Genomic DNA, 16329 nt, shown 5'->3' with positions numbered 1-16329 from the left:
TGGTTCTCAGCGGTTCGGCCCGTGAGAGGACCGTGGCGGAGGGTGGTGTCAGCGCACCCCGTACGCGGTTCCGCGGACACGGGGAGGCGGGCGGGGAAGTGGTGGCCCGGCTGGCGGCCAGAATACATCACGAACAGATCACAGCGCATTCCCGCGCGTTCGGCCGACCGGGACGAGTCTAGGGCGTCGGGGAGGCGCCGTTCCCCCCTCCGCACAGGGACTTCCGCCGCCTCGGCGCGGTGGGGGAAAGCGGGTGCGGCGGTCCGCGGGGACCGCCGCACCCGCGTGCGTCCCCGGCTCGGTCAGGGCGCGGTGTGTCCGGCGGCCCGGCCCGCCTCCAGGCGGGCGACGGGTACCCGGAACGGGGAGCAGGAGACGTAGTCCAGGCCCACGCGGTGGAAGAAGTGCACCGAGGCGGGGTCGCCGCCGTGCTCGCCGCACACACCGAGCTTGATGCCCGGGCGGGCGGCGCGCCCCTCCTCCGCCGCGATGCGCACGAGGCGGCCCACTCCGTCCACGTCCAGGGACTCGAACGGCGAGACCCCGAACACGCCCTTCTCCAGGTAGGCGGAGAAGAAGGAGGCCTCCACGTCGTCGCGCGAGAAGCCCCAGACCGTCTGGGTGAGGTCGTTGGTGCCGAAGGAGAAGAACTCGGCGTTCTCGGCGATCTGCCCGGCGGTCAGCGCGGCGCGGGGCAGCTCGATCATCGTGCCGACGGGGAAGTCGAGTTCGACGCCGCTCTCCCGGCCCACCTCGCGCAGCACGCGCAGCGCGTCCTCGCGGATGATCTCCAGTTCCTGCACGGTGCCCACCAGCGGGATCATGATCTCGGGGCGGGGGCGCCCGCCCGCGGCGATCCGGTCGACGGCGGCCTGGGCGATGGCGCGCACCTGCATGGTGAACAGCCCCGGCACGACCAGGCCCAGGCGCACGCCGCGCAGGCCCAGCATCGGGTTCTGCTCGTGCAGCTTGTGCACCGCCTGGAGCACCCGCAGGTCGTTCTCGTGGCTCTCCCCGCGCGCCTCGGCCACGGCCACGCGCACCGACAGCTCGGTGATGTCGGGCAGGAACTCGTGCAGCGGAGGGTCCAGCAGGCGCACGGTCACCGGCAGGCCGTCCATGGCCGCCAGGATGCCGCCGAAGTCCTCGCGCTGGAGCGGCAGCAGCGCGTCGAGGGCCTGCTCCTGCTCCTCAGCGGTGTCGGCGAGGATGAGCCGCTCCACGAGCTGGCGGCGGTCGCCGAGGAACATGTGCTCGGTCCGGCACAGGCCGATCCCCTGCGCGCCCATGCGGCGGGCCCGGGCGGCGTCCTCGGCGGTGTCGGCGTTGGCGCGCACGCGCATGCGGCGGGCGGCGTCCACGTAGTGCATGAGGCGGTCCACCGAGCGCACGAGGTCGTCGGCCTCGTCGGAGGCGGGGTCGATCTCGCCCTCGAAGTAGCGCACGACGGGCGAGTCCACCACGGGGACCTCGCCGAGGAGGACCTCGCCGCTGGTGCCGTCGATGGAGATGACGTCGCCCTCCTCGACCACCTCGCCGCCCGGCGCGGTCATGCGCCGGTTCTTGGTGTCGATGTCGAGCTCCTCCGCGCCGCACACGCAGGTCTTGCCCATGCCGCGGGCGACCACGGCGGCGTGCGAGGTCTTGCCGCCGCGGCTGGTGAGGATGCCCTCGGCGGCGATCATGCCCTCCAGGTCGTCGGGGTTGGTCTCGCGGCGGCACAGGATGACCCTCTCACCGCTGCGCGACCACTTGACGGCGGTGTAGGAGTCGAAGACGGCCTTGCCGACGGCGGCGCCGGGCGAGGCGTTCATGCCGCGGCCCAGGCGGTGGGCGTCCGCCCCGGAGAGGGCCTCCTCGTCGAAGCGGGGGAACATCAGCTGGGCGAGCTGGTCGCCGGTGACCCGCTGGACCGCCTCGTCCAGGGTGATCACGCCCTGGTCCACGAGCTGGTCGGCGATGCGGAACGCGGCGGCGGCCGTGCGCTTGCCCACCCGGGTCTGGAGCATCCACAGCCTGCCGCGTTCGATGGTGAACTCGATGTCGCACAGGTCGCGGTAGTGGTTCTCCAGGGTGTCCATGATGCCCATCAGCTCCCCGTAGCTGGGGGCGTCGATCCCCTCCAGGTCGGCGAGGGGGACGGTGTTGCGGATCCCGGCCACCACGTCCTCGCCCTGGGCGTTCTGGAGGTAGTCGCCGTAGACGCCGGGCTGGCCGGTGGCCGGGTCTCGGGTGAAGGCGACGCCGGTGCCCGAGTCCATGCCGAGGTTGCCGAAGACCATGGAGCAGACGTTGACGGCCGTGCCGAGGTCGGCGGGGATGCGCTCCCGGCGTCGGTAGAGGACGGCGCGGGGGGCGTTCCAGGAGTCGAAGACCGCCCGGACCGCGAGCACCATCTGTTCGCGGGGGTCGCTCGGGAAGGGGTCGCCGGTCCGCTCGCGCACGACCTCCTTGAAGCGGTCCACGAGCAGGCGCAGGTCGGCGGCGTCCAGGTCCAGGTCGCTGGTGACGCCCTTGGCGGCCTTGGCCTCCTCGATGGCGTCCTCGAAGAGTTCGCCGTCGATGCCCTGCACGGTCCTGCCGAACATCTGGATCAGGCGCCGGTAGGAGTCCCAGGCGAAGCGCTCGTCGCCGCCCCGGGCGGCCAGGCCCGCGACGGACTCGTCGTTGAGGCCGATGTTGAGGACGGTCTCCATCATGCCGGGCATGGAGAACCTGGCGCCCGAGCGCACGCTGACCAGGAGCGGGTCGTCGGCCTGGCCCAGGCGGCGCCCCATGGCCTTCTCCAGTTCCTGGAGGTTGGCCTCGATCTCGGCGTCGAGTCCGGCGGGCATGCTGCCGTGGGAGAGGTAGTGGCGGCACGCCTCGGTGGTGATGGTGAACCCGGGGGGAACGGGCAGGCCGAGGTTGGTCATCTCGGCGAGGTTGGCCCCCTTACCGCCGAGGAGATCCTTCAGGTCCTTGTTGCCCTCGGTGAACGTGTAGACGTACTTGGCCACGGGGGTGCTCCCTCGCTTCTCGACGGCGCAGCGCTGGGTCGGCGCCTGTGCCCGGATGGGCGCGACTCTATCCACACTCCGCATCATCACTCGCCCATGAACTCCCTTTTTTCGACATACTCCCAGTTCACAGCTGTTAAAAAGGTCTATACCAATGGTTCAACGAAGGAGAAGCCGCCGAACGCCCCGATCCGGCGAGCGGAGCCGCCGATGGAGACGACCCCGCTGGTCACGGAGTCGGCCATGCGCCCGGAAGCCGTGCGTCCCCGGCGAGCGCCACCCCGGGAGGTCACACGACCAATGTTGCGCCACACCCGTCACGGGAGAATGCCTGTGCCGCGAAACACAGGACTACCGATCAGTAACCTACGGAGCCGTAGGTTAGGCTTCGGGTGGGCCCGCAGCGGGGCGGACCGCGGGATGGAGGAGTGCAGCGTGTCGGAGGAACAGGCGCGGGGTACCGGGCGCACGGAGACCGACCGGGAGGACCGCGGGGGCCCGCGCGAAGGCGGGCGCGAACCGGGGTCCGGCGTTCCCTCGGGCGCGTCCGTGCCCGAGAGGGCCGCGGCGGCGGCCGAGGAGCTGCTGGAGGCGGTCAAACCGCGGCTGCGCGGCTGGCTGCACCTGGGGACGGCTCCGCTCGCCCTGGCGGCGGGCATCGTCCTGGTGTCCCTGTCCCCCACCGTGCCCGCCATGATCGCCAGCGCCGTGTACGCGCTCAGCGCGGTGATGCTCTTCGCCACCTCGGCGGTCTACCACGTGGGGCGATGGTCGCCGCGCGCGCAGAAGGTGCTGCGCCGCATGGACCACTCCAACATCTACCTGATCATCGCGGGCACCTACACGCCGTTCGTGCTGCTCGTGCTCGAAGGCACGCTGCGCACCGCCATGCTCGTGCTGATCTGGGGCGGGGCGATCGCCGGGGTCGGCTTCAAGATGCTGTGGCTCAACGCGCCGCGCTGGCTGTCCACCGCGCTGTACCTGGCCATCGGCTGGGTGGCGGTGCTGTTCATCCCCCAGCTGATCGGCGGCACCCACCCGGCGACGTGGATCCTCATCCTGGTGGGCGGGGTGCTGTACAGCGTCGGCGCGGTGGTCTACGGGCTCAAGTGGCCCGACCCGGCGCCGCGCTGGTTCGGCTTCCACGAGATCTTCCACTCGCTGACCATCGCGGCGTTCGTCTGCCACTATGTCGCGGTGTCGTTCGTGGTCTACACCACGGGCTGAAGAAACAGGCACCGCGACCGGGGGGTGCCGTTCGTGGTCTACACCACGGGCTGAAGAAACAGGCACCGCGACCGGGGGTGCCGTTCGCGGTCCGCACGACGGGCTGAAGAAACAGGCACCGCGACCGGGGGTGCCGTTCGTGGTCTACACCACGGGCTGAAGAAACAGGCACCGCGACCGGGGGTGCCGTTCGCGGTCCGCACGACGGGCTGAAGAAACAGGCACCGCGACCGGGGGTGCCGTTCGCGGTCCGCACGACGGGCTGACAGAACAGGCACCGCCCCCGCGCTGACCCGGACCCCTTCCGGGAGGAAGCCGGACCAGCGCGGGGGCGCGGCCGCCGCCCGGATCAGGCGAAGCCGAACACCGGCGGGAACACCACCACGACCAGAGCCGCCCAGACCGCGTAGACCGGCAGGTAGGCCGTCTGCCACCGTTCGACCGCGGCGAACGGGCGGGTGCCCCGCACGAAACCCGCCATCAGCCACGCCGCCCACGCCAGGTGCACCAGCAGCACGAGGTTGAGGCCGAGCGCGGCGGTCTTGTTGGCGGTGAACCCGAACTCGGCGATGCGGGTCAGCATCGCCGTCAGCGCGACGGCGTCCACCGCGAGCGCCGCCCCGACCAGCGCGAGCTGGAGCCAGTCGAACACGCCCGGCGGGGACAGCGGGGCGCGGGCGGAGACCGAGTACAGCAGCAGGAACAGGACCAGCACCAGAACGGCGTCCATGATGATGAGCAGTTCGCGGTCCACGGTGGTCAGCGGACCGTTCACCAGGAGCGCCACCAGGTCCGCGAGCAGCATCAGGAGCGCCAGCGGCGTGAAGACCCGGGTCAGGACGGGCGCGATGTTCTCCACCACGCTCTTCTTGGCCTCCACCAGCCAAGCGGCCACCAGGAGCGCGCCGGGCACGCCGAACGGCAGCAGCCAGTCCTCCATGAACGGTTCCAGGTCGACCTCCACCAGGGCGAGCACCCCGAAGGTGAGGCCGACCAGGACCGCGGATCCCAGCACGATCAGCGCCAGGTACATCACGAGTTCGCCGATGAACCGCACGAAGTCCATGCGCCGGTCGTGGGAGCGCCAGTGCCCGCCCGTGTGCAGGACGCCCACGAGCAGCCACAGCAGGACCGGGGCGTGCGTGAACGCGAGCACGGCGGTCATGCCGGGGCCCGCGAACGGCCCGGAGGCCGCCTCGAACGGGTAGAGGTTCACGGCCAGGGCTGGTACCGCCGCGACGGCGGCCAGCACCGCGCACACACGCCACGACGCCCGCCTCTTCCAGGCGAACCACCCCGCCAGGAACGGGAGCACCACGAAGGCGACGTTGCGCAACTGCGCGAACTCGTCGTCGACCGCCGTGAACAGGAGCTTGACCGCCAGCCCCGCGCCGAGCGCGAACGCGAGCACCACACCGAGATCGCGCCAGCGCGCGAGTCCGCCCGCCCCGTCCTCGGCCTCGGGGACGAGGACCAGCTGTTTCCAGAGCCGGTGGGAGTGCTCGCGCGCGAACTCCCGCGACACCTCGTCCAGGTTGCCCATGCGCCTGACCGCGACGAGGAAGGCCTCCTCGTCGTCCAAACCGCTCGCCCCCAGGTCGGCGATCTGCTCGCGCAGGTGGTCCTCCATCTCCTCGACGTCGGAGGGGGAGATGGCCCGGCGGCGGCGCACGAAGCCGCGCCACTGGTCGATCTGCTCCTCCAGGACCTCACCGCGTGCGGTCCCGCTCATCAGGCGATCCCCCCTGCGGCGGCGTCCCCGAGGACCGGGGGCCGCGACGCGGCCTGCCACACCTGTTGGAGGGCGTCGGCCACGACTCCCCACTGCTTCTGCCGCTCGGCCAGCGTCTCCAGCCCGGCCTCCGTGATCGCGTAGTGCTTGCGGCGCCGCCCCGTCTCGGACGCGCCCCAGGACGCCCGGACGTAGCCGTTGCGCTCCAGGCGGTGCAGCAGGGGGTAGAGCATGCCGTCCGTCCACTGCATCCGACCGTCGGAGAGCTCCTTGACGCGTTTGACGATGGCGTATCCGTAGGACTCGCCCTCGGCCAGGATGCCCAGGACGAGCGGTGTGGCCGACGCCGCGACCAGGTCCTTGTCGATGTGCACGCGCACTTCCTATGCCTAGTTCCGCTAGGGTTTATTACCCTAGCAGAACTAGGCATAGAAGAACGAGGTATCGAGTCCGGTCTCCACCAGTGTCACGATTCGCTCACACGACAGGACAGGACACACCAAACGACCGCGTAACGCGCACCCCTACCGCTAGGTTGAGAGCCGGTTCCCGCGGCCGTGTGCGGCCCGGGGCCGAAGAGGCGGCCGGAAACCACTCCCCCCGGGTCCGGCCGTCTCGCCGTGTCGGCGTTCCCCGCGAAAGCACGAGGGCCGCCCGCCCCGCTCGGGGACGGACGGCCCTCGCCGCTCAGGTGGCTAGCAGCCGGGCAGGCGCTCGAACAGGTAGGTCTCCACGCGGTCCAGGGACACGCGCTCCTGGGACATGGTGTCGCGCTCGCGCACGGTCACCGCGTCGTCCTCCAGGGTGTCGAAGTCCACCGTCACGCAGAACGGGGTGCCGATCTCGTCCTGGCGGCGGTAGCGACGGCCGATCGCACCGGCGTCGTCGAACTCCACGTTCCAGCGCTTGCGCAGCCTGGCGGCCAGGTCGCGGGCCTTGGGCGAGAGGTCGGCGTTGCGCGACAGCGGCAGCACCGCGGCCTTGACCGGGGCCAGGCGCGGGTCCAGGCGCATGACGGCGCGCTTCTCCAGCTTGCCCTTGGCGTTGGGCGCCTCGTCCACGTTGTAGGCGTCCAGCATGAACGTGAGCACCGCCCGGTCGACACCGGCCGCGGGCTCGATGACGTAGGGGATGTAGCGCTCGTTGCTCTCCTGGTCGAAGTAGGACAGGTCGGCGCCCGAGGCCTCGGAGTGGGTCCGCAGGTCGTAGTCGGTGCGGTTGGCGATGCCCTCCAGCTCGCCCCACTCCGAGCCCTGGAAGTTGAAGCGGTACTCGATGTCGACGGTGCGCTTGGAGTAGTGGGACAGCTTCTCCTGCGGGTGCTCGTACAGGCGCAGGTTGTCCTTGGCGATGCCCAGGTCGACGTACCACTGGTGGCGGATGTCGATCCAGTGCTGGTGCCACTCCTCGTCGCTGCCGGGCTTGACGAAGAACTCCATCTCCATCTGCTCGAACTCGCGGGTCCGGAAGATGAAGTTGCCCGGGGTGATCTCGTTGCGGAACGACTTGCCGATCTGGCCGATACCGAAGGGCACCTTGCGGCGGGCGCTCTGCTCGACGTTCTTGTAGTTGATGAAGATGCCCTGGGCGGTCTCCGGGCGCAGGTAGGCCAGGCCCTTCTCGTCCTGGACCGGGCCCAGGTAGGTGCGCAGCAGGCCGTTGAACATGCGCGGCTCGGTGAAGGAGTCCTTGGCGCCGCAGTTGGGGCAGGCGATGGCGGCCAGGCCCTCGGCGGGCTCGTGGCCGTGCTTCTCCTCGTAGGCCTCGATGAGGTGGTCCGCCCGGAAGCGCTTGTGGCAGGACTGGCACTCGGTGAGCGGGTCGACGAAGGCCGTCACGTGGCCGGAGGCCTCCCAGACCTCGCGGGCCAGGATGACGCTGGAGTCCAGGCCGACGATGTCGTCGCGCTCCTGCACCATGGAGCGCCACCACTGGCGCTTGACGTTGTTCTTGAGCTCGACGCCGAGGGGGCCGTAGTCCCAGGCGGCTCGCAGACCCCCGTAGATCTCGCTGGAGGGGTAGACCAGACCTCGGCGCTTGGCGAGGTTGACCAGTGCGTCCATTGCCTCTGACTTGGCGGCCATGGGGAACTCTCCATCCGGCTGGGTGTCGGTGGATCGCGTGCGCGATACATCGGTTGGTGTGGAAACACGGCGCCGCCGAAACCGGGGAGCGGCAACAGCGACGACCGCGTCCGTCCAGGCTAGGGCAACCAGGGGTGCACGCACGCACGTTTCGAGGGTGCGGCAACCCTCTTCAGGGGTGCGGAAACCGTCCCCGGAGGTGCGGAAACCGCCTCCAAGCGTGCGGAAACCGTCCGGAGGGCTCAGGCCGGGGCCCCACCCCCGGTCACGAGTTCGAACGCGGTGGGTTCGTCGATGGCGCGCGAGAGCAGCGGCACGGCGTTGACCTTGACGTCGAAGTCGGACAGGGCCCTGCGGTAGAAGCCGGCGCCGTCCCACTCGGTGACCACGGTCCACAGGCAGGGGTCGTCCGCGGCGCGGCCCACCCGGTGGCCGCGGAAGCCGGGGCGGCGGGAGAGCACCTCGATCGCGGCGGCGGCGTCGGTCTGGAAGGCCGCGGTGTCGGCCTCGGGCACGGAGTAGCGGGTGATGACGATCACGGTCCCATTGTGGCCCACCCGGGAGGCCGCCGGGCGGTTGTCCACAGGCGCGGATCCCGCTCCGGGCGGCCCTCCCTCCCGGAGCACGGAACCCTCAGGAGCCCGAAGGCCTCCGGGACACGGGTCCCGGAAGCCGTGCCGTTGCCCCCGGCGGTACGAGCCCGTGTCCCGGAGGACGCGCGGTCCCCCGGACACGGGTCCCGGATCACCCCCGGCCGAAGACCCGGTCCACGACGCGGGCCGCGGCCCGGCCGTCGTCGAGCGGGCAGAACCGCTCCACGAACGAGCGGTAGGCGTCCCCGCTGCGCCGGGCCACCTCGTCGATGTCCAGCAGGGCCTCGACGACCTGGTCGGACCCGGTCAGCAGCGGTCCCGGCGCGTTCTCCTCGAAGTCGAAGTAGAACCCGCGCAGGTTGTCCCGGTAGCTCTCCAGGTCGTAGGTGAAGAAGAGCATCGGCCGCCCGGTGTTGGCGAAGTCGAACATCATCGACGAGTAGTCCGTGACGAGCACGTCGGTGATGAGGAAGAGCTCCATGATCTCCGGGTAGAGGGACACGTCGTAAACGAAGTCCCTGCCCACGATGGGCACGCTGTCCACCACCCGCGGGTGCCTGCGCACCAGCAGCACGTGGTCGTCGCCGAGCTTGTCGTACATCCGGCGCAGGTCCAGGTGCAGGTCCAGCTTGTGCCTGCCGCGCGTGTAGTACTTGTCGTCGCGCCAGGTCGGCGCGTACAGCACCACCTTCCTGCCCTCGGGAAGGCCGAGCCTTCGCCGGGTGCGCTCGGCGACGGCCTCGCGGTCGTGGGCGAAGAAGATGTCGTTGCGCGGGTAGCCGGTCTCCAGCACCTCGCCCTCGAAGCGGAAGGCGCTGCGCAGGATCGGGGTCGCCCACGGGCTCGGCGAGACCAGGTAGTCCCACTGCGCGGTCTCCCAGGCGAGCTTGTCGAAGTAGTCGCGCGACTTGCCGCGGATGTTCTCGACGTCGAAGCCGATCCGCTTGAGCATCGAGCCGTGCCAGGTCTGCACGACCACCTGGTCGGGGTGGCGGTGGAACCACGGGGGCTGGCGGGAGTTGGTGACCAGGTAGCGGGTGCGGGCCAGCGCCTCGTAGTACTCCCGGCCCCGGTGCCGCACGGCGGTCAGGTCGTCGGGCAGGCGCACCTGGCCGTCGGCGACCAGCCACGACATCGGGTGCTGCGCCCAGCGCGCCCTCCCCCGCAGCTCCGCGTAGACGCTCTGCGGGCTGTCGGAGTACTGGCGGCCGGTGTAGCTGTCGAAGAGCACGCCCTCGGCGACGGGCTCGCGGCGCCGGGCCGGGTAGTGGCGCTCGCGCAGCTCGCGCTGGGCGAAGGTGCCGCGCTCGGCGGGGCGCAGGTCGCTGCCCACATGGAGCACGGGCACACCGCGCCCCTGGCAGGACAGGGTGTAGGAGCGCTCGCCGGTCTGCATCTCCAGCGGCAGGTCGGGGATGAGCGCGTCGGAGAACTCCACGCCCACGTCCGTCGCGTCGGCGCCGCCCCCGGCGGTGTCGCCGACCCGGCCCCACAGCTGGTAGGCGCCCGCGGGCAGGGACAGCTCGCCGGACAGGGTGGGGACGTCGGCGGGTGCGAAGCGGGCCGTGAAGCGGCTGCCGGAGCGCTCCACCCTCAGCGGGTGCTCCTCGTCGCGGCCGCGCGCCCGGGCGACCAGCTCCAGGTCGGCGTCGGCGGAGAACTCCCCCTCCAGCAGCAGGGCGCGGCCCTCCCAGCGGGCGCGGTCGACCACGGGCCGGGCGTGCCCCGCGCGCAGTTTGAGGTGACCGGTCGCGGTGCGCAGGACGGCCAGCTCCCGGCGGCCGTCCTCGGCCGCGTAGGCGGCGGTGGCCGTCTCGTCGGGCAGGATCAGGGCGACGGCCTGCCCGTCCGGGGTCATCAGGTGGACGTCCCACTCCTCCTGGCGGATCACGCCGCCGCACTCGGTGACGCCGCGGTCGAAGAGCTCGTCGGCGCACACGCGGGCGGTGACGCGGCCGCCGTGGACGGTGGCCGGGTAGGTGAGCGCGGCGGTGCCGGGGCGGCGGGTCAGGCGCAGCCCGGTGGCCTCGGCCGCGGGCGCGGACACCAGTTCGCCCTCCAGCTCCAGCACACCGGTGCGGGCGTCGAAGCGGTGCTCGGCCACGCGCGCGCGGGCCGGTTCGACGCTGATCAGCAGCTGGCGGTCCTTGCTCCAATGCGGGCGCACCCACACGTCCCCGTCCACGCGGTGGTAGCCCGGGCGCTCGGGCGGGCCGGGGACGGGGTTGGCGACGATCCTGCGGCGGGTGATCCCGCGGTTGAGGACGACCAGCTCCAGTTTCCAGTCGCCGGGCTCCCACCCGCCGGAGGAGCGCAGCTTGCGGGGGTCGACGATGACGGTGAAGCCCCCGTGGTCGTGGCGGGCGGCGTCGATGACGTCGGGGAGGCGGTACTCGGCGGCGAGCCGCACGCGCACGGGCACGCGGACGCGGCGGCGGGTGGAGGTGTTGACCGCGAAGGCCGCCAGGTGCTGCTGCCAGCGTCTGCGGGCGCGCAGGTGGCGGATGCCGACGCGGCCGCTGACGTGCAGGCGGCCGTTCGACCAGCGGACGTCCTCGGTCTTCTGGCGGACCCGGATGTCCTCGCCGAGCCGGTACACCTCGCGCGGCACCGCCCGGTCGGGGTCCTCAGACTCGAAGAAGGGGTAGCGGACGTAGTAGCCCAGGCCGCGCCGCACGACGGTGGCCTTCTTGATCTCGACGCTCTTGGCGAAGGTCGCGACCTCCAGGACGTCGGCCGTGCGCCGTCTGCGCACCAGGTGGTACAGGAGGCGGTCGAGCACGTTGAGGCCGCGCAGGAGGCGCGCGGGCACGTGGTCGAGGTAGGCGTTGAGCAGGTCGACGGCGGCCTCGCGGGCCTCCTCGTCGGCGTCGTCCAGGCGCAGCAGGAGCTGGTGCAGCTCGCCGCCGAGCAGGGTGCGGTCCCACAGTTCGCGGTCGGCGCTGGCGAGGCCGGCGGCGAGGTCGCCCATGGCGGTGAGGCGCCGGGTGAGGGCGGCCTTGTCCAGGGGCGGGCGGGCGGCCTCGCGCCGGCGCATGAGCAGGACGGGGCCGGGCAGGGTGTCCACGCTCTCCGCGGACAGGGCGGCCCGGCGCAGGCCCAGGTCTGCGTCCTCGGCGTCCAGGGAGTGGTCGGGCAGGGTGTTCCAGAACTCCCGGCGCCAGAGCTTGTTGCCCAGGGTGGCGTCGGCGGCGAGTCCGGGGACGGCGCGGGGGTCCTCGGCCATGCGGTGCCTGCCGCAGTACCTGCGGTGCGCCTTGGAGGGGGAGGCGCCCAGTTCGTCGAACCTGTACGCGTTGCCGACGACCAGGTCCGAGCGGGTGTCGCCCGCGCTGCGCAGGAGGTAGGCCAGGGCGTAGCCGGTGAGGGCGTCGGAGCCCTCCAGGAAGAGCAGGTGGGTGCCGTGCGCGGCGGCGGCGCCGCGGGCGCGGGCGGCGGGGCGGTCGGGGGCGGGCTCGCCGGTCAGGAGCACGGCGGTGAGGCCGGGCGGCGGTGCGGCGGCGAACGCGGCGGCCAGGGCGAGCGCGTCCTCGCGGGCGGGTTCGACGGCCTCGTCCCCCTGCTCGTTCTCCTCCCCCCGGGCGTCGGCCTCGGTGTTGTCGGCGGCGTCCTCGTCGCCTCCGTTGTCGGCGTCGGTGCTCTCGGGGGCGGGCTCGTCCCCGGTCTCGGCGCCTTCGGCGCGGAGGCGGTCGCCGTCGCGGACGGGGACCAGGACCACCTGCGCGTCCACCCGGGGCTCGCCGGTCCCGCCGTCGTCGCGTTGGCGGGCCAGGGAGTCGAGGCAGTGCTGCAGGTGGGGCTCGGTGACGTCGAACGTCACGATGACAGTGGCTTCGGGCACGGAAGTTGACACCCTCCGGAGGGTTCGACGGGCCGCGCGGGCGACTGGGCGCGCTGGCCGCGTACATCAGACGACTGACGACTGCGAGTGTAGATTTTGTGACTCAGAGTCAACACGGTACCGATGGCTGTGCGCCACGCGGAAGGCGGGAGGGGGTGCTCGGCGCGGCAGCGCCGGCGCCCGGCGGCGGGCCGGGGTCCTGCACTAGGGTTCAGGACACAAGTATCACAGGCCCGGTGGCCCGCCGCCCACCTCTTCCGGGAGATGGGCGCGCCCCCGCTCGGGCCTGTCCGGCGGCGGCACGGACCAGAAGCGGACACGGACAGCATGGCCCCTCCCGAACACGGTGACGAGAAGCGGCGCCCAGACCAGGACCGGCCCCGGCGCGAGGGGGACTCCCCCCGCGCGAGGAGGGCGGGCGGACTGCGCAGGGCGGTGGAGGAGCGCAGCGCGGTGCCCCTCGTGTGGCTGCACCAGGGCCCCCGGTGGCTGGCGCCGCTGGCGGTGGGCGCCCTGTTCATAGCGGGGCTGGTGGCGCCCGGCCCGGTCGGTGCGGTGTGCCTGCTGCTGGTCGCCGCGTTCGTCGCGTGGTTGGCGTTCCTGACCTGGCCCTCCCTCGGCGGCCAGCCGAGGGCCGCGCGGGTGCTCATGGTGGTGGTCGTGCTGGTGCTGGCGGTGGCGCGGATCCTGGGCTACTGACACGACGGCACCGAAAAGATCACGAATCCGCCATATTTTGACAATCATTTTCGTTTTCGTGATAATGGAACGGTGTCTGACCAGTTCACGGCCGTCGCGGGCGACGCGCCGCCCGCATTCCAGGCCGTCGACGCGCGTGTGGCCTACGACGGCGTCCCCGTGCTCGACGGTGTGAGCCTCGACGTGCCCGCGGGCCAGACGATGGCCGTCCTGGGCCCCAACGGCTCCGGCAAGTCCACCCTGATGCGCTCGATGCTGGGCATCGTGCCCCTGACCTCAGGCGAGGTCCTGGTGCACGGCGTCCCGCTGCGCCGGTTCCGCGCCTGGCGGCGGATCGGCTACGTGCCCCAGCGGCTCACCGCCGGGGGCGCAGTCCCCGCCACCGTCCGCGAGATCGTCGCTTCAGGGCAGGTCGCCTCGCGCCGCCGCCTGTCGCTGCCCACCCGCGCCGACCGCGCGGCCGTGGACGAGGCCCTGGAGACCGTCGGGCTGGCCGACCGGGGCCGCCACGCGGTGCGCGAACTCTCCGGCGGCCAGCAGCAGCGCGTGCTCATCGCCCGCGCCCTGGCCGGGCGGCCCGACACCTTCGTCATGGACGAGCCCATGGCCGGTGTGGACGCCGAGAACCAGCGCGCGCTGGCCGAGACCATCGCCCGCCTGCGCGGGCGCGGCGCGACCGTGGTCCTGGTCCTGCACGAACTGGGCCCGCTGGAGAACGTGATCGAGCGCGCCGTGGTGCTGGAGTCGGGCCGCGTGGTGCACGACGGCGCCGCGCCCGCGCCCACCGGCGCGTGCGCCCGGCCCGGACACGATCACCAGCACCCCCACCCCGACCCCAACGCCCCCGACTCCGCGGGCTCCACGGCCGCGGAGATGATCCGACTCGAGGTACCCGGCCGTGACTGAGCTGCTCCACTACGAGTTCATGCGGCGCGCGCTGGTCGCGGCGGTGCTCGTCGGCCTGGTCACACCCATCATCGGCACCTACCTCGTCCAGCGGCGTCTGGCCCTGCTGGGCGACGGGATCGGCCACGTCGCCCTGACCGGGGTGGCGCTGGGCCTGCTCACCAGCACCTCGCCGGTGCTCACCGCGGCCGTGGTGGCCACGCTGGGCGCCGTGCTCATCGAACTGGTGCGGGTGCGCGCCCGCACCAGCGGGGACGTGGCCCTGGCGCTGCTGTTCTACGGCGGCATCGCCGGTGGCGTGCTGCTCATCGGGCTCACGCCCGGGGCGAGCAACGCCACGCTGGTCTCCTACCTGTTCGGCTCGGTGAGCACGGTGGAGGAGTCCGACCTGTGGGTGGTGGGCGTGCTCGCCGCCGGTGTGATCGCGGTGGTGGCGGTCTTCGGCCGCGAGCTGTTCGTGCTGTGCCAGGACGAGGAGGTGGCGCGGGCCCACGGGCTGCCGGTGCGCTTCCTGAGCGTGCTGCTGGCCGTGACCGCCGCGCTGACGGTGGTCATCGCGATGCGCGTGGTGGGCGTGCTCATGGTGAGCGCGCTGATGATCGTCCCGGTCGCCGCCGCCCAGCAGCTCACCAGGAGCTTCCGGGTGACGATGCTCCTGGCCGTGCTGATCGGACTGCTGTCCTCGGTGGGCGGCCTGACCACGTCCTTCTACGCCGAACTCTCCCCCGGCGCGACGATCGTGCTGCTGGCCCTGGCCGTCTTCGGCCTGGCCGTGGCGGTCGGCGGCGTGCTGCGCCGCGCCTCGGGGCGCCGCTCCGCGGCGGCCTTCGATCCCGCAGGTGGGAGTTCGACCGGTACGATGCCCCAGACTGAGCGGGGGAGGGTGAGACCATGAGTACACGACGCGAAGCGGTCCGCGAGGCGCTGACCGGTTCCGACGGTTTCCGCAGCGCCCAGGACCTGTACGCGGACCTGCGCGCCGACGGTTCCAAGATCGGCCTGACCACCGTCTACCGGGCGCTCCAGGCGCTGAGCGACTCCGGTGAGGTGGACGTGCTGCGCACCGACGAGGGCGAGGCCGTCTACCGGGCGTGCGGCACCGAGAGCCACCACCACCACATCGTGTGCCGGGTGTGCGCGACCGCGGTGGAGATCGAGGGGCCCACGGTGGAGAAGTGGGCCGCCGAGATGGGCGCCAAGCACGGCTTCACCGGTGTGACGCACACCGTGGAGGTCTTCGGGACCTGCGCCAACTGCTCCTAGCCGGGGCGGCCGAGCGCGGTCGGGGCTGTCTGCCCCGGCGGGTCCGCGCCCGGAGCGCCGACGCGTCGTGGGCGCGGCGCCCCGCGGCGCTTCAGTCCCGGCGCAGCGGGTCCAGGCTGGGGCGCTTGGGGTTGACGTTGTCCCCCGAGGAGCGGCCGGTGAGGCGGCGGCCGATCCACGGAACCAGGAACTCGCGCGCCCAGTGCAGGTCCTCCTGGCGGGCGGAGCGCCAGTCGCGGGGGTCGGCAGGCGGCCACGGCTGCTTCCAGTCGCCCTCCACCGGCACCCCGAGCACCTCGGCCACGCGCAGCGCCATGCGGCGGTGGCCCTCCGGGGACAGGTGCAGGCGGTCCCAGCTCCAGGCGCGGGCGTCGTCCAGGACCCGCATGCTCCACACGTCCACCACGTCGCAGCCGTAGCGGTCGGCGATGGCGCGCAGGTGCATGTTGTACGTGGCGATCCGGCCGCGCATGTGGCGCATCACGGGCTGCCAGTTGGTGTCGAACCCGGTGAAGACCACGATGCGCGCGCCGGTCCGGCTGAGCTCCTCCACCGCCGCGGCGAAGGCCACGGCCACGGCGTCGGGGTCGCTGCCGGGGCGGATGATGTCGTTGCCGCCCGCGCACAGCGTGATCAGGTCCGGCGAGAGCTCCACGGCCCGGGGGACCTGCTCCTCGGCGATCTGGCCGATGAGCTTGCCGCGCACCGCGAGGTTGGCGTAGCGCACCTCCGCGACGTGGTCGGCGAGGTGTTCGGCCAGACGGTCGGCCCACCCCCGGTAGCGGCCGTCGGGCGCGCCGCCGCCGTCCGGGTAGGGGTCGCTCATGCCCTCGGTGAAGCTGTCACCGAGGGCGACGTAGGACAGGATGTCCTCGTGCACCAAGTTCGTCCCAAAACCGCTCATAATGCCCGATCATCCAACTCCGCGCCAGGGTTACGCGACAGTAGGTTGATCGTTTCCGGCGTTTTGGGAGCCACCTCACAC

12 protein-coding genes are annotated in these 16329 nt (G+C 72.1%); 5 read left to right on the top strand and 7 right to left on the bottom strand.

Annotation, left to right across the window (positions count from 1 at the left end):
* Window positions 1–302: 302 nt before the first annotated feature.
* The gene (gene ppdK / locus PV789_RS07860) at window positions 303–2999 is read right to left on the bottom strand and encodes a pyruvate, phosphate dikinase (protein ID WP_274978076.1); all 2697 of its coding nucleotides are present in this window, start codon (window positions 2997–2999) and stop codon (window positions 303–305) included.
* A gap of 420 nt (window positions 3000–3419) precedes the next feature.
* Here ppdK and trhA point away from each other — a divergent pair, with 420 nt between their 5' ends.
* Entirely contained in the window at window positions 3420–4226 is an 807-nt protein-coding gene (gene trhA / locus PV789_RS07855) for a PAQR family membrane homeostasis protein TrhA (RefSeq protein ID WP_274976801.1), read from the top strand.
* Window positions 4227–4575: 349 nt separating this feature from the next.
* On the opposite strand, the gene PV789_RS07850 is transcribed toward trhA, so the two are convergent.
* From PV789_RS07850 to PV789_RS07830, 5 genes are all read right to left on the bottom strand, one after another.
* The gene (locus PV789_RS07850; RefSeq protein ID WP_274976800.1) at window positions 4576–5958 is read right to left on the bottom strand and encodes a permease prefix domain 1-containing protein; all 1383 of its coding nucleotides are present in this window, start codon (window positions 5956–5958) and stop codon (window positions 4576–4578) included.
* Complete coding sequence (locus PV789_RS07845; protein ID WP_274976799.1) at window positions 5958–6332, bottom strand: PadR family transcriptional regulator; 375 nt, start codon at window positions 6330–6332, stop codon at window positions 5958–5960. Before PV789_RS07845 ends, PV789_RS07850 begins: the two co-directional genes overlap by 1 nt.
* Window positions 6333–6653: 321 nt before the next feature.
* Window positions 6654–8042 carry a glycine--tRNA ligase gene (locus PV789_RS07840; RefSeq protein ID WP_248774069.1) on the bottom strand — a complete coding sequence of 463 codons (1389 nt, stop codon included), beginning with the start codon at window positions 8040–8042 and terminating at the stop codon, window positions 6654–6656.
* Window positions 8043–8284: 242 nt separating this feature from the next.
* Window positions 8285–8581: an antibiotic biosynthesis monooxygenase family protein gene (locus PV789_RS07835; protein WP_274976798.1), complete on the bottom strand. Its 297-nt coding sequence runs from the start codon at window positions 8579–8581 to the stop codon at window positions 8285–8287.
* 205 nt (window positions 8582–8786) lie between these two features.
* On the bottom strand, window positions 8787–12476 hold the full coding sequence (locus PV789_RS07830; RefSeq protein ID WP_274976797.1) for a CDP-glycerol glycerophosphotransferase family protein: 3690 nt from the start codon (window positions 12474–12476) through the stop codon (window positions 8787–8789).
* A 327-nt stretch (window positions 12477–12803) separates the two neighbouring features.
* Here PV789_RS07830 and PV789_RS07825 point away from each other — a divergent pair, with 327 nt between their 5' ends.
* The 4 genes from PV789_RS07825 to PV789_RS07810 all read left to right on the top strand — a co-directional run bounded on the left by PV789_RS07825 (window position 12804) and on the right by PV789_RS07810 (window position 15344).
* Complete coding sequence (locus PV789_RS07825) at window positions 12804–13175, top strand: DUF6703 family protein (protein WP_274976796.1); 372 nt, start codon at window positions 12804–12806, stop codon at window positions 13173–13175.
* Between the two features lie 72 nt (window positions 13176–13247).
* On the top strand, window positions 13248–14081 hold the full coding sequence (locus tag PV789_RS07820) for a metal ABC transporter ATP-binding protein (protein ID WP_274976795.1): 834 nt from the start codon (window positions 13248–13250) through the stop codon (window positions 14079–14081).
* A complete protein-coding gene (locus PV789_RS07815; protein WP_248774040.1) occupies window positions 14074–14976 on the top strand; it encodes a metal ABC transporter permease in 903 nt (300 codons plus the stop codon). Before PV789_RS07820 ends, PV789_RS07815 begins: the two co-directional genes overlap by 8 nt.
* Window positions 14973–15344, top strand: a complete 372-nt coding sequence (locus tag PV789_RS07810; RefSeq protein WP_248774039.1) for a Fur family transcriptional regulator — start codon at window positions 14973–14975, stop codon at window positions 15342–15344. The genes PV789_RS07815 and PV789_RS07810 overlap by 4 nt, the downstream gene beginning before the upstream one ends.
* Window positions 15345–15435: 91 nt before the next feature.
* On the opposite strand, the gene PV789_RS07805 is transcribed toward PV789_RS07810, so the two are convergent.
* Window positions 15436–16248: an SGNH/GDSL hydrolase family protein gene (locus tag PV789_RS07805; protein ID WP_274976794.1), complete on the bottom strand. Its 813-nt coding sequence runs from the start codon at window positions 16246–16248 to the stop codon at window positions 15436–15438.
* Between the last annotated feature and the right edge of the window lie 81 nt (window positions 16249–16329).

This window comes from Nocardiopsis camelliae (assembly GCF_028993595.1).
In the GTDB taxonomy this organism is placed as follows: Bacteria; Actinomycetota; Actinomycetes; order Streptosporangiales; family Streptosporangiaceae; genus Nocardiopsis; species Nocardiopsis dassonvillei.
Note: the sequence above shows the minus strand (reverse complement) of the source record. Positions and strands in the feature narration are given on the sequence as shown.